Source organism: Campylobacter concisus (genome assembly GCF_002913765.1).
Classification (GTDB): Bacteria; Campylobacterota; Campylobacteria; order Campylobacterales; family Campylobacteraceae; genus Campylobacter_A; species Campylobacter_A concisus_BB.
Genome location: NZ_PPCH01000025.1, coordinates 388,332 through 401,011, shown reverse-complemented (window position 1 = coordinate 401,011; position 12,680 = coordinate 388,332). Strand labels below are relative to the sequence as shown.

Annotated in this window: 13 protein-coding genes; 7 read left to right on the top strand and 6 right to left on the bottom strand. The window is 39.3% G+C overall.

The window, feature by feature from the left end; all coding sequences use genetic code 11:
- Positions 1–11 precede the first annotated feature (11 nt).
- Together CYO89_RS08835 and ciaB are read right to left on the bottom strand one after the other, a co-directional pair.
- Positions 12–2,372, bottom strand: coding sequence for a putative bifunctional diguanylate cyclase/phosphodiesterase (locus tag CYO89_RS08835; RefSeq protein WP_103597999.1), 2,361 nt, complete (start codon positions 2,370–2,372; stop codon positions 12–14).
- Positions 2,365–4,209 (bottom strand): invasion protein CiaB, encoded by a 1,845-nt coding sequence (ciaB, locus tag CYO89_RS08830; protein ID WP_103597998.1) that lies wholly within the window; start codon positions 4,207–4,209, stop codon positions 2,365–2,367. Before ciaB ends, CYO89_RS08835 begins: the two co-directional genes overlap by 8 nt.
- Before the next feature lie 90 nt (positions 4,210–4,299).
- On the opposite strand from ciaB, the gene CYO89_RS08825 reads away from it, so the two are divergent.
- Positions 4,300–4,713 carry an acyl-CoA thioesterase gene (locus CYO89_RS08825; RefSeq protein WP_103597997.1) on the top strand — a complete coding sequence of 138 codons (414 nt, stop codon included), beginning with the start codon at positions 4,300–4,302 and terminating at the stop codon, positions 4,711–4,713.
- A 149-nt stretch (positions 4,714–4,862) separates the two neighbouring features.
- Positions 4,863–5,501 carry a Crp/Fnr family transcriptional regulator gene (locus CYO89_RS08820; RefSeq protein WP_103557879.1) on the top strand — a complete coding sequence of 213 codons (639 nt, stop codon included), beginning with the start codon at positions 4,863–4,865 and terminating at the stop codon, positions 5,499–5,501.
- A gap of 7 nt (positions 5,502–5,508) precedes the next feature.
- Here CYO89_RS08820 and CYO89_RS08815 read toward each other — a convergent pair whose 3' ends face one another.
- Genes CYO89_RS08815 through CYO89_RS08805 form a run of 3 tightly spaced genes read right to left on the bottom strand, consistent with a single transcriptional unit; the run spans position 5,509 to position 6,644 of the window.
- Positions 5,509–5,976, bottom strand: coding sequence for a molybdate transport repressor (locus CYO89_RS08815; protein ID WP_103575827.1), 468 nt, complete (start codon positions 5,974–5,976; stop codon positions 5,509–5,511).
- A 10-nt stretch (positions 5,977–5,986) separates the two neighbouring features.
- Entirely contained in the window at positions 5,987–6,421 is a 435-nt protein-coding gene (locus CYO89_RS08810) for a molybdopterin synthase catalytic subunit (RefSeq protein ID WP_009295363.1), read from the bottom strand.
- Position 6,422: 1 nt separating this feature from the next.
- The gene (locus CYO89_RS08805; RefSeq protein ID WP_103597996.1) at positions 6,423–6,644 is read right to left on the bottom strand and encodes a MoaD/ThiS family protein; all 222 of its coding nucleotides are present in this window, start codon (positions 6,642–6,644) and stop codon (positions 6,423–6,425) included.
- A gap of 84 nt (positions 6,645–6,728) precedes the next feature.
- Here CYO89_RS08805 and nspC point away from each other — a divergent pair, with 84 nt between their 5' ends.
- The gene (nspC, locus tag CYO89_RS08800; RefSeq protein ID WP_103597995.1) at positions 6,729–7,868 is read left to right on the top strand and encodes a carboxynorspermidine decarboxylase; all 1,140 of its coding nucleotides are present in this window, start codon (positions 6,729–6,731) and stop codon (positions 7,866–7,868) included.
- A gap of 298 nt (positions 7,869–8,166) precedes the next feature.
- Here the strand turns inward: nspC and CYO89_RS08795 are convergent, their stop codons facing one another.
- Positions 8,167–8,763, bottom strand: a complete 597-nt coding sequence (locus CYO89_RS08795) for a DJ-1/PfpI family protein (protein WP_103598061.1) — start codon at positions 8,761–8,763, stop codon at positions 8,167–8,169.
- A 399-nt stretch (positions 8,764–9,162) separates the two neighbouring features.
- Here CYO89_RS08795 and CYO89_RS08790 point away from each other — a divergent pair, with 399 nt between their 5' ends.
- The 4 genes from CYO89_RS08790 (at position 9,163) to CYO89_RS08775 (ending at position 12,615) form a co-directional block, all read left to right on the top strand.
- Positions 9,163–10,110: a formate dehydrogenase subunit gamma gene (locus tag CYO89_RS08790; RefSeq protein WP_021092159.1), complete on the top strand. Its 948-nt coding sequence runs from the start codon at positions 9,163–9,165 to the stop codon at positions 10,108–10,110.
- A 146-nt stretch (positions 10,111–10,256) separates the two neighbouring features.
- The gene (gene yedF, locus CYO89_RS08785) at positions 10,257–10,859 is read left to right on the top strand and encodes a sulfurtransferase-like selenium metabolism protein YedF (RefSeq protein ID WP_103597994.1); all 603 of its coding nucleotides are present in this window, start codon (positions 10,257–10,259) and stop codon (positions 10,857–10,859) included.
- Positions 10,856–11,878: a selenide, water dikinase SelD gene (gene selD, locus CYO89_RS08780; protein WP_181001912.1), complete on the top strand. Its 1,023-nt coding sequence runs from the start codon at positions 10,856–10,858 to the stop codon at positions 11,876–11,878. Before yedF ends, selD begins: the two co-directional genes overlap by 4 nt.
- A gap of 107 nt (positions 11,879–11,985) precedes the next feature.
- Positions 11,986–12,615: an NAD(P)H-dependent oxidoreductase gene (locus CYO89_RS08775; protein WP_103587337.1), complete on the top strand. Its 630-nt coding sequence runs from the start codon at positions 11,986–11,988 to the stop codon at positions 12,613–12,615.
- Positions 12,616–12,680 lie beyond the last annotated feature (65 nt).

Here is a 12,680-nt window from a genome sequence, read left to right as displayed (position 1 = left end):
AATTTACAAGCTTAGATGTGATCAAGCGTGATTCTTATGAGCTCTTCAAAGTCTTTAGCGCTCATCGGCTTACCCCAGAAATAACCTTGTATCTCATCGCAGCCTAGCTCTCTTAAAATTTCAAGCTGAGTTTCATCTTCAACACCCTCAGCGATCGTTTTTAGCCCGATATTTTTAGCAAATGTTATAACGCTCTTTACGACGTCTCTATCTATCTCGTTTGTAGCGATGTTATCAACTAACTCTTTTGCGATCTTTAGCCTATCTAGTGGATACTTTTTGACGTAGTTCATCGACGAAAAGCCAGTGCCAAAGTCATCGATAGAGATGCTCATGCCATTATCTGAAAATTTCTTTAAGACTGTTTGCATGATCTCTTCGGCATTGACGAGACTTGCCTCTGTAAGCTCGATATCAACGCACTTTGGATCCATGCCAAATTCTTCAACATAGCCAAAGATGTCCGATGCAAAATTTATATTATCAACCTGTTTTGGCGAGATATTGATGCCAACTTTTAGGCTGATGCCATACTTTTTATTCCAGTAGCTCATCTGCCTTATGGCCTCTTTTGCCACCCATATTCCTATTGTATTTATAATTGAGCTTTGCTCAGCTACTGGGATAAATTTAGCCGGACTTACAAAGCCTTTTACCGGAGAGTTCCATCTAATTAATGCCTCAGCGCCTATTATCTTTTTACCATTTAGCAGATACTGCGGCTGAAAATTTAGGCTAAATTCCTCATCAAAATTCATAGAATTTAGCAAAATTTCTATGTAGTTTTTCTCCTGAATAATCTCTTTTATATCATCATAAAAGACATATTTTGTATTAACATCTCTTTTGGCTGCATCAAGTGCAGCTCCAGCTTGCATGATGAGATCATCAGCTAAAATTTCACTTGTTTGAGTTGAGCTAACGCCAACCTTTGCTCCAAGAGCTATCTTATAGTCGCCAACTGAGATTTGCTCGGCTATGATGTTTAGCAGATAGTATAAAAATTCTCTATAATGCCCCTCATTTTTTTGTTTTAAAACTATCATAAAGTCATCACCGCCAAACCTTGAGATGATAGCACCTTCTGGCAAGATCGCTTTGATATTTTTAGAAAGTTTTAAAAGCACCTCATCGCCTACGTAGTGGCCGTATGAGTCATTTATAGCTTTAAAGTGGTTGATGTCGATACTATAAATGTCTATCTTCTCGCCAAGCGCTTTAGTCTTTATCATCTCTGAAAGTTTGCTTAAAAATGACTGCCTATTTAAAAGTCCAGTGAGTGAGTCAAATTCACTAAGCTGCCTTAAGCGCTCGTTTTTCTCTTCAAGCTCTCTTAGACTATCTTTGATCTCTTCATCTAGTTTAGCGATGATATGCCTTTCAGATCTAGCTAGATCCCTCATAGCAACTGTACTTGAGATACTATAAATTAGCGCTGCATAGGCTAGCAAAACCATAAGTAGAAAAACTATCCAAACTGAGTAAATTTTATCTGTATTAGCAGCTCCTAAAAAAAGTAGGGATACGATAAGCAGGGTGATAAATTTATATATAAGCGCCCTTGTATAGTCTTTTCTGTAGCTTCTTATCTTGATATTTGCCTCGTTTTCCTTTAGATGTAAGCAAGCTACAAATATAATAAAAAATGCAACTTTAAAGAAAAACTCGTAATGAACATTTGTACCGCCATGCGTCAAATAGGCCTTTGATGAGTAGTATGCGTCGCAAATGCAAATGATAAGCAAGGCTGATAGATATAAAAGTAGGCTAACTCTTTTATAGCTAAAAGCTGGTTTTTTTGATACAAAATTTAGTGAAAATGCGACAACAAAGACAAAGCAAAAGATAAAAATATCCATTATGATGTATGAAAGACTAGTCACGAATTCTTTATTAAGCGCTACTGCTAGACTTCTATCAAAAATTACAAACCAAAAAAAACTAACCGTTATAAGCATCAAAGCAAGCGCATCTACCACGACTTGCTGCCATATCACTCTTTTTAAAATTCTTGCAAAAAAAGCAATGGCAGATACAAGAAACATAAAAAATGGGATCAAATATAAAATTTGCATAAGATCCGTGCGGGAGATGTTTCCTGGCATAAGAAGCGATCTATCATAAAGCAATAAAAGGATATCAGCCAGCGCCCAGCTCGCGATAGCTAAAAATATATAGGTCCAGTATGAGTTTAAATTTCTACTACTTTTTAAGAAAAAGAACAAAAACAAGGCGATCACTACATCAGTGCCTACTGATATAGCTGTCAGATAAAACTGATCACCCAGATAAATAGCAAAAAAATAAGCAATAATCAGGGCAAATATAAATAAAAATGAGCCGTTGTGAAAATTTGTTATCCTATCAAGCACGGCTACTCTCCGCTTCTTGGGCTAGTTTTTGCCATCTTTGCCACTCGCCGCTATCATCGACGTCGTTGCCTATAGCCTCGTACCTAGCGTAAAAATGCTCGACAAATTTCTTGCACTCTTCATCTTTTGGCAGATAGCTTTGCTCATCTTTTTGGCAAAATTTCTCCAAAAACGTGCTCGCATCATCTTTTTTAGCGTATGTTTGCGCTAGGTCAAAGTAGTTTTGCAAGCAAATTTCTTTAAATTTAGCATAAGCTTGCTCGCTCATATCCACGCTTAGTTTGCCGTCAAATTTAAGCACTCCAGCCCTAAAAAGCAGGCTAAGATGTATGAGCCCCTCGCAGTAATAAGCCCTAACTTCATCGACCTTTCGCCACGCTATAAGCCCAACCGCACGGGCTATTAGCTCGTGAAAGACGGCCATTTTATACTCCGCCTCTTCGTGCAAGAAGAAATTTACTAGCCCGCCAGTTGTTGCCTTGTACTCTTCTATAAATTTAAAGACGCCACTTTTATTCATGCTCATCTCAGTATCAAGTCCGATAAATAAAATGTGCCCAAACTCATGGCCGATCGTTGAAATTTCATATACTTTTTTCCAAATTTTTGGCTTTAAAAATAAAATCTCTCTACCAAAATCCAAAAATTCCTTGCTAAAAATTTCAGCCCCAAGCTTCATAAAAGGCTTTGCCTTTGCGCCCTCATAGACGTGATTTACAAAGGCAAAAATTTTCTTGCCGCATTTTGCGCTCACACTCTCATCATTTGGCACGACTTGAGCGCTAAAAAGCCCATTTAGCTCTGCCCCATAGTAGATCATCGGCACGCTTATATAAAGCTGTGTTCTAGCAATATTTTCACTAACTGCCTTGTTTGTCACGGCGTTATCAAATTTGATTTTTTCGCAGACGCTTTTGTAAGTTTTTGTCACTTTTTCTTTAAATTTAAGCTCATCAATGCCCTCGCTATCCACCAGCCTGATGTCCCACTCAAGCGCGACTGCGTGCGTGTAGGCATCCTCGTAGTACTCTAGCGGATGACCTGGCTGAAGTGCTCCTTTTACATCCATCCACGCTATCTCAGCCTCTTGCCAAGCATTTATTACTTTTGCGTTGTCCTCTTCGCAAAAGGCGTTTTGTAGCTTTTCAAGGTATTTTACGTAGGATTTTTGCTCGTCATTTTGAGCAAAATTTCTTAAAATTTCAAGGTTTTTTATAAATACTTTTTTAAGCTCTCTAACCTCATCTTTAAAAGCAAGCGCGTAAGGCAAAAAGCTAAATTTCTCGCCCTCTTTGCAAACTGCACCATACGTTCTATCGGCTCTTACGCCATTACTATCACACTGAAATAAGCCGTTTTTAGTGATAAACTCATTTGCCTGGCTTAAATCTTTAAATTTAGCTTCAAACTCTTTATTTGTGGTGTCTATTATCTTATCTTGCCATGAAATTTGCCACGCATTTAGACTAAGCCCAAGCTCGTGCATAGCCTCTACAAAAGCTTGATAAAAAGGCTCTAAAATTTGCTCATCACGTGCCTTTTTTATAAGCTGGGCGTGCAGATTTTCATATAAATTTCTAACGTAGTCATAGATCAAATTTAACACGCGTTTTTGCTCGTCCTCGCCTAAATTTAGCTTTTTTAGCTCATTTTGAAGTGGGTCTACTTTTAGGTCTATGATCCTTCTTGCAAGGGCTAGTTTTTGGCTCGGCGTGCCATCAAGGGCACAAATCCTCAGAGCATCAGCTATGATCTTGTCATCTAAATTTTTATAAATAGCATTTAGCTTGGATTTTTGCGCTTTTGTAAGTTCGTTTAGTCTTTTAAAATCATTCATCTTTTCATCCCTTAAAGTTGCAGGATTTTAGCATAAAGCCATTAAAATTTGCTACAATTTACCAAAAATTTAAGATCTAAAAGGCAAAAAATGGACATTTTAAAGGACTTTGGCGAGCCACGCATCAAGCAAGTGATGCTACCAAAAGATACAAACTCAGCTGGCAATATCTTTGGCGGCTGGATAATGAGTCAGATAGACCTTGCAGGTGCTCAGGCTGCTAGAGAAATTTCGCCTGAGCGAGTTGTGACGATTTCGATGAAAGAGATCATCTTCAAACAACCAGTCTTTGTTGGCGACGTGCTAAGCTGCTATGCAAAGATCATCGCAGTTGGTAAAACATCGATAACAACGCAGATAGAAGTGACTGCACTTAGACTAAATGATGGCGGTTTTAGAGAAACTATACACGTCACAAGCGCCACCGCGACCTATGTTAGTGTGACAAAAGACGGGCACAAAAAACAGATAGATGAGAAGATAAAAGAGCTTCACGGCTTTTAAAATTTGGTTGCAACTTATGCAGCCAAACCCTTAAATTTATCACTATTTTTAAAAGAATTTGAAAAAAAGTAACACCAAAAAAGAGAAATTTCAACTTATTTAAATGCTTTATAAAGTAAAATCTGCCCTTACACTTTTTTGGGAGAAAGATGAAAAAATCACGCTTAGGGCTTTTACAAACACATATTTTAGATATCTTGACACAAGATGAGCTGGAGAAATTTGAGTTTAAAGAGCTGCCAAAAACAAGCACGATCTACACCGAAGATATCGAGATAATTATCCTAAAAAACGGCTCAGCAAAGCTCTCATTTTTTGAAGATGGCGAGGAATTTATCCTTTATCATTTAGAAAAAAATAACATCGCCATACTTGATGACAACTGTGCATTTGAAGTGCTTGAAGATGCCCAAATTTACGTCATTAGACTAGATAATATCGGCGAAATTTTACATAATCAAAAAGCTGCAAGCGAGATCCTAACAACCACACTAAACACCATCATCGTGCAGCGCCAGATCACAAAGTCGATACTTTTTGAGGACGCAAAGGGCAGGATCGCAAATTTCTTAATCGAGCTTGCAAATGAGCAAGATCTAAAACAAAATGGCTACCGATACGTGTTTTTGCCGTTTTCTCTAAAAGTGCTCTCAAGCTTTGTTGGTCTCAAGCGCCAAAGCGCCTCAACAGCCTTTAATGAGCTTATCAAAGACGACATCATCAGGAAGATCACACCGCACGAATTTCTCATCATCGACCACGAAAAACTTGAAAGCTATACGAATTAAGAAGCTTTTACGCCCTATCTTTAAATTTAGCGAGCCTATCTCGAAGCTCTTTTGAAAGTGTAAATTGTGAGAGTTCGTATCTGTCAAAAATAACGATCATATCATCGCCAAGTGCCTGAACTAGTCCAAAGCAAGCATCTCTATCGAGGCGATTTTTTCTAAATTTAACACTTAGCGCATCGACCTTTTTCTTATCGCCAAAGCTTTTAATAGCGATCTCATCGATATCTTTGAAGAAAAATTTAATATTTTTTGAGCCTTTTGTGATGACAAATCCATCATCATCTATCTCAAAAAAGTTGTTTTGCAAAATTTTTCTCACGCAAAAAAAGGTTGAAATGGCGCCAACGATGACACCAAAAAGAGAGGGCGTGCCAAGATCAAGATAAAAGTAGCTAGCGACGCTAAAGACAAAGAGCCCAAGCCCAAAGGCTAGCGCCCAAAAAACATCTTTTTTACTCTCTTTGGTTATCATTTTTGCCCTCTTATGCCAAAAGTCCGGCGCCATTTATCGCTTGGCTGCGCTCTTTGGCGTAAATTCTCTCACCATTTATCACGTCATATTTCCAGATCGGTGCATTTGCCTTAAAGTCCTCGACAAACTCGTTTATAAGCCTTAATGCGACCTTTCTTTGAGGACTAACAACACCTGCTACATAAGAGCTCGTATGCACTGGCACATCGCCTTTTGAGTGAGCAAAGAGCACATAGGCATTTTCTTTTTTGGCTCTCTCCTGCCAAGCATCTAGCCATTTTTTAAGGATCGGCTCGTAGATGTCAAAGCTAAGCGCCGAAATACCGCCCTCTTCTCTTACTATGCCTACAAAAGTGATGAGCGCACCGCAGTTTTTATCTTTAAATTTATCATACCACTCGTTTGTGATGCTTTGAACGTCCAAGCTACCATTATAAATTTGCATCTTAGCCTCCACAAACTGGCGGTAAGATAGAAATTTTATCGCCTGATTTAAGAGCGAAATTTATATCGCTTACGATCTCGTCATTTACAGCCACAGCGCAGATATTTAGCCACTTTTTAAGCTCCTCTTTCTCACTTATTGCCGCTTTTACCTCGCCTAAATTTTTTGCTTCTACTTTTATACTCTCAAGCCCGATAGGCCCAAGAAATTCGATCTCTATCACATTTTATCCTTTGAAATTTTTACTGATTTTACTTAAAAATAAATTTAGATATACTTATTTGAAAATTTGCAAAAGAGAAAGAAAATGAATGAAATTTTAAAAAGCATAAAAACCCCAGCCTACGTCTGCGAAGAGGCAAAAGTACGTAAAAATTTAGAGCTTTTAAAGTATGTAAAAGAGCAAAGCGGAGCTAAAATTTTAGTGGCTCTTAAGGGTTTTGCATTTAGCGGAGTGATGGACTTGGTGGGCTCATACCTTGACGGAGCGACTTGCAGTGGGCTTCATGAGGCAAAATTTGCAAACGAATACGTAAAAGGCGAGATCCACACGTATAGCCCAGCCTTTAAAGATGAGGACTTTGATGAAATTTTAAAAATTTCAAAGCACATCACCTTTAACTCTTTTGCTCAGTGGCAAAAATTTAAAGGCATTGCCCTTCAAAACGGCATCATCTGCGGCCTGCGGGTCAATCCAGAGGTCTCACTAGCGCCAACTGATAGCTACAACCCATGCGGTAAATTTAGCAGGCTTGGCATCACAAGGGCAAATTTTAAGCCAGAGCTTCTTGATGGCATCACGGGGCTTCATTTTCACGCGCTTTGCGAGGAGAGTGCGAGCAGCTTGCAAGTCGTACTGGAGGCGTTTGAGGAGAAATTTGGCGAGTTTATACCAAAGATGAAGTGGATAAATATGGGCGGCGGCCACCACATCACGAGGGCTGATTACGACGTGGAGCTGCTTATAAAGATAATTAAGCGTTTTCGCGAGAAATACGGCGTGGAGGTCTATCTGGAGCCTGGCGAGGCGGTGGGCTGGCAGACTGGCTTTTTGATAAGCAGCGTGCTTGACATCGTGCACAACGAGAAAGATATCGCCATACTTGACACCTCAGCCGAGGCGCACATGCCAGATACCGTGCTCATGCCTTACCGCCCAGCCGTTAGAGGTGAGAGCAAAAATGGCAAATTTGCTTATAGATTTGGCGGCAATACCTGCCTAGCTGGCGATATCGTGGGACTTGAAGCGGGAGATGCGGAGTATAAATTTGATAGCGAGCTACAAATTAATGATCGCGTCATATTTGAAGATCAAATTCACTACACCATCGTGAAAAACACGACATTTAACGGCATAAAACTGCCTGATCTGCTGCTTTTAAAAGAAAATGGCGAGATAAAGATGGTTAGAGAGCTAGACTACGAAGAGTATAGGCGCAGAAACTAGGCTGAGTTTTTGAAGGTAAATTTGGCTTTTTTAAATTTAGGTCAAATTTATCTGGATTACAAATTTCGCCAAAATGGCTTTGAGCTGCCTAAATTTAAAAATTTATCTTGAAGCTATTTTTGACAAAGCTATTTTCGTTTTCAAAATTTAAAGCCAGACTGTAAACTCCAAAATGATTTAAATTTATTATCTACAAATTTTATCTTGACACTTTTTGTTAAAGCTATCTTGGCTTGCTATCCTTTTTAAAATTTAGTAGATTTCTGACTTTATCAAAAGGTCGCAAGCTATTTTAAATTTAATACCCATAAATTTTGGCAAATTTATCTATCTTTGAGCTTTTTTGCCAGTTATATTCGGTCTCGTTTGCGATCTTTTGGGCTAGCTCCTTGCCAAAATGATCACTGATAAATCCAAGCGCCATATCCATGCCAGCAGCGACGCCTGAAGCTGTGTAAAACTTACCTGCTCTCACCCACCTGGCGCGCTCTTGCCATTTTACAGCCTTGCCGCAACTTTTTACCCACTCAAGCGATCTTTTACTTGACGTCGCTTTTAGCCCATCAAGCAGCCCAGTTTTTGCTAGTAGGGCTGAGCCTGTGCAGACGCTTAGACAAAATTTAGACGCCAAAACGCACTCTTTTAGTCTAGAGATAAACTCTTTATCACCTACCAGCGCCCTTGTGCCCTGACCTCCAGGGAGTAGCAAAACGCTCTCTTTTGGCATCTTGCTAAGTTTTTTTGTTTTTATAAGAAAACCTTGCTTGCTTCTTTTTGCTCCGCCTTCAAATGAAACAAAATTTAAATTTAGCTCAGGCACTCTGGCTAAAAATTCGACCGGCCCCATGAGATCGAGCGTCTCATAATCATCAAAGATAAGAGCGTAAATGTTCATTGTTTCGCCTTTTAATAGAGATCTAAAATGCTTTTGATATTTTAATTCAATTTTTAGAAAATATAAATTTAATAAGGTATTTTGAGCTAAAAAGCTAAATTTATAAAGCATTAGCTTTTTGATAAAAATATTCAAATTTATCTAGCACCATTTCTAAACTTTGAATTTAACCACGTTTTTAGGTAAAAAATTGAGATTTTTACTGCTCAAAATTTATATCAGCGTTTATCAAAATTAACAAAACTTAAATATTTTTTATAAAAATTTTAGTAATCTTTTTTGCTAAGGTTTGCTTGTGATTAGCTCTGATATAATAGCCACAAAACGGCATAGCTGTGTGATTTTAGCATATTTAACCAAAGCTTAAATCATTTAAGCTTTAGCAAATAAAGGAATAAAATGACGAGAATTCTTACTCTACTTTTTACATTGTCCGTTGCGGCAATGGCCATTGAAGGACCAACTGGTGTCAATCAATTTGACAGCACCATTTGGGCAGCACAGAGGATAGAAAATATCAAGCCTTATGAGCATGGCTGGGGCCCGATATTTACTTTTATACAAGGCAACGACTACTTCGCGATAGCTGCACTTTCTATCATTTTAGCTGTTATCGGCGCGTTCGTGCTACACTTCTTGATCATCGGACCAAAACACTTTAGTCACGATGGCAAAAAAGTATTTGCGTTTTCACTGATCGAACGTATAGCTCACGGCTTAGCTGCGATCTCTTGGATCATCTTAGTGCCAACTGGCATCATCATCATGTGGGGTGCAGAGCTTGGCGGTGGCACATTTGTGCGTTTCTGTAGATACTTGCACGATATAGCGACTATTATATTTGCTATTTCTGTGCTTCCTATGTTATTTGCTTGGACTATCAGAATGCTTCCAGCTGTTTATGACATCAGATGGATGATGATAGTTGGTGGTTATCTATCAAAGAAGAAAAAACCAGTCCCTGCTGGTAAATTTAACGCTGGTCAAAAGGCATGGTACTGGATCGCTATCCCTGGTGGTATCGTGATGATCATCACTGGTGCGATTATGTATTTCATGGATATTAAAGAGCCAGCAGTTGCTAGTTGGTTTGGTATCTCTCAAATCGATCTTTTAAGATATAGCGTAGTTATCCACAACTGCCTTGGCATCGTCTGTGCGGTATTTTTCCTAGTTCATATTTATATGGCTGCGATCGCTATACATGGCGCTATCTGGTCAATGGTCACTGGATACAAAGAAGAAGAAGAGGTTTATGTACTTCACCACTACTGGTATCAAGAGCTTGTTAAGGAAAACAAGATCCCAGTATCTGACTACGAGAAATCTTACACAAATTTAAAATAATCAACCTTGACCTTGCGACTTACGCAGGGTCAAACTCTCTTTTATAGCAAATTTCACAGCACAAATCCTTTTAAAAAATTAATATTTTTTAGCTATAATCCAAAATCAGTTTCAAGGTTTGAAATACTAATCACAAAGGAAAAACAATGACAAGAACAATTGATTGCAGAAATTTAGAGTGCCCAAAACCAGTCATCATGACTAAAAACGCACTTGAGGGCCTAAATGAGGGAGAGAGCTTAGAGATCATCGTAAATGCCCTAGCTCCAAAAGAGAATATCTCGAGATTTTTGAAAAATCAAAATATAGAATTTAGCCTAGAAAGCAATGGCAATGAGACTAAAATTTTAGCCATCAAGGGCAAAAGCGCACTTGAGCTTACAAATTTTGATGAATTTGTCTGCGACATAACACCAAAAAATGAAAAAGTGCTCTATCTAAACGAAGAACACGCAGGTAGCGGCGAAGTTGGCATAAATTTGCTATCAAAATTCCTAGGCGCACTTCTTCAAGTAGAGAAAAAACCAAAGATAATCATCTGCGTAAATAACGCCGTTAAGATGACGACAAACCGCTCACATCCAAGCTTTAAGCCGCTTAAAGATCTTGAAGCTGCTGGCGTTCAAATTTTAAGCTGCGGAAGCTGCTTGGAGGCTTATAAACTAGTAAGCGATCTTGCAGTTGGCGAAATTTCAAACGCTTATGAGATCATTGACATACTCTCAACTCACGAGCAAATCAAACTATGATCTATAACGACAAAAAGCTTACGCAGTTCGTTAAAGCCGCTGGTTGAGCTGCTAAGCTTGACCCGTCGGGTCTTCACAAAACGATTAGTAGTTTAAATTTATCTCATCCAAACCTGCTCTCAAGCATCGGCTCAAACGAGGACGCGAGCGTTTTTAAGCTCTCAGACGATCTAGCACTCGTTCAGACGCTTGACTTTATCACGCCAGTAGTCAATGACCCATTTATATATGGTCAGATCGCTGCTGCAAATAGCCTAAGTGACGTCTTTGCAATGGGTGGCGAGGTGATAAACGCCCTAAATATCGTGGGCTTTGATAGTTGCAACCTTGCACCTGAAATTTTAGGCGAAATTTTGCAAGGTGGAGCCGATAAAGTAAGAGAGTGTGGCGGCGTCATCGTTGGCGGACATACGATAGAGACGCAGCAGATGTATTATGGACTAAGTGCGACTGGCAAGGTGAGCCCACAAAATTTCTGGGCAAACAACACTGCAGAAGTTGGTAACATTTTGATCCTCACAAAGCCTCTTGGCAGCGGTATCCTAAGCACAGCGATCAAGGCTGATCTGTTAAGTTTGGAGCAAATAAATGAGGTCGCAGGCATCATGGCTCAGCTAAATTTCTACGCTCTAAAAGCACTAAGTGGCATCAAAGTTTATGCGGCTACCGATGTGACTGGATTTGGATTTTTAGGGCATTTAAGCGAGATGTTAAACGACAAGATCAGCTTTAATGTCTTTGAAAAAGATGTGCCAGTGATCGCAAGTGCGAAAGAATTTGCCGACATGGGCATCATCCCAGAGGGAAGCTACAAAAACCGCGAATTTGCAAAGCATTTTGTGAGCAAAGAGGCTGATATCATGCTTTTTGACGCGCAAACTTCTGGCGGACTTTTGCTAGCTGTTAGCGAGAACGATGCAAATTTAGCTCTAAAGCGCCTAAAAGAGGCTGGCTATGAGCGCTCAGCCATCATCGCAGAGGCGATACAAAAAGGCGAGTTTGATATATTTTTAAACTAACTCTAGGCTAAATTTAGCCTATTTTAAGGCCAGCTAAAGTCTGGCTAAATTTCTTTTAATTTACCTAGTCGCTTTATAATGTCAAGAAATTTAACAAAGGAGATATGATGAACTATCTTGAAATTTTAAAATTTCGTCACGCTTGCAAAATTTTTGACGAGAGCAAAAAGATCAGCGCTGGCGAATTTGACTTTATCCTAGAGGCTGGCAGACTAAGCCCAAGCTCGACTGGCCTTGAGCAGTGGGACTTTTTAGTCGTGCAAAACAAAGAGCTTAGAGAGAAGATAAAAGCTGTTTCGTGGAACCAAGTGCAAATCACCTCTTGCTCGCATTTAGTTGTCATCTTAGCAAAGATCAAAGAGGTAAAAGTTGGTAGTAGCTATATCGATAAAATGATCGCTAGAAGGGCTGATAAAGACCCCGAAGCTATCGCTGCAAGGCAGAAATTTTATCACGACTTTTTGCTATCAAATTTCAAAAATGACGATGAGCTAACATTTCAGTGGTCACACGAGCAGTGCATGATAGCTGCAACAAATATGATGAACGCAGCCGCTAGTCTTGGGATTGACAGCTGCCCGATAGAAGGCTTTGACAGACACGCTTTAAATGAAATTTTAGGTCTTGATGAGAGCGAAAAAAGAGTGGCTATTTTAGTGCCATTTGGCTACCGCCTAAACCCACAACCTGAAAAACTACGCAGACAAAGAGCCGAAGTAGTTACTTGGATCTACTAAGTCACGGGGCAAAACGCCCTGTGATCTCTTTAAATTTAAACAAAAAGGCATTTTATAAGCTAAAA

Excerpts from the sequence above, each read along its gene's own strand:
- CYO89_RS08810 (WP_009295363.1), bottom strand. The coding sequence starts at position 6,421 with ATGCAAATTTATAATGGTAGCTTGGACGTTCAAAGCATCACAAACGAG.
- CYO89_RS08775 (WP_103587337.1), top strand. The coding sequence starts at position 11,986 with ATGAACTATCTTGAAATTTTAAAATTTCGTCACGCTTGCAAAATTTTT.
- CYO89_RS08790 (WP_021092159.1), top strand. The coding sequence starts at position 9,163 with ATGACGAGAATTCTTACTCTACTTTTTACATTGTCCGTTGCGGCAATG.
- nspC (WP_103597995.1), top strand. The coding sequence starts at position 6,729 with ATGAATGAAATTTTAAAAAGCATAAAAACCCCAGCCTACGTCTGCGAA.
- CYO89_RS08825 (WP_103597997.1), top strand. The coding sequence starts at position 4,300 with ATGGACATTTTAAAGGACTTTGGCGAGCCACGCATCAAGCAAGTGATG.
- CYO89_RS08815 (WP_103575827.1), bottom strand. The coding sequence starts at position 5,976 with ATGATAACCAAAGAGAGTAAAAAAGATGTTTTTTGGGCGCTAGCCTTT.
- yedF (WP_103597994.1), top strand. The coding sequence starts at position 10,257 with ATGACAAGAACAATTGATTGCAGAAATTTAGAGTGCCCAAAACCAGTC.
- ciaB (WP_103597998.1), bottom strand. The coding sequence starts at position 4,209 with ATGAATGATTTTAAAAGACTAAACGAACTTACAAAAGCGCAAAAATCC.
- CYO89_RS08820 (WP_103557879.1), top strand. The coding sequence starts at position 4,863 with ATGAAAAAATCACGCTTAGGGCTTTTACAAACACATATTTTAGATATC.
- CYO89_RS08795 (WP_103598061.1), bottom strand. The coding sequence starts at position 8,763 with ATGAACATTTACGCTCTTATCTTTGATGATTATGAGACGCTCGATCTC.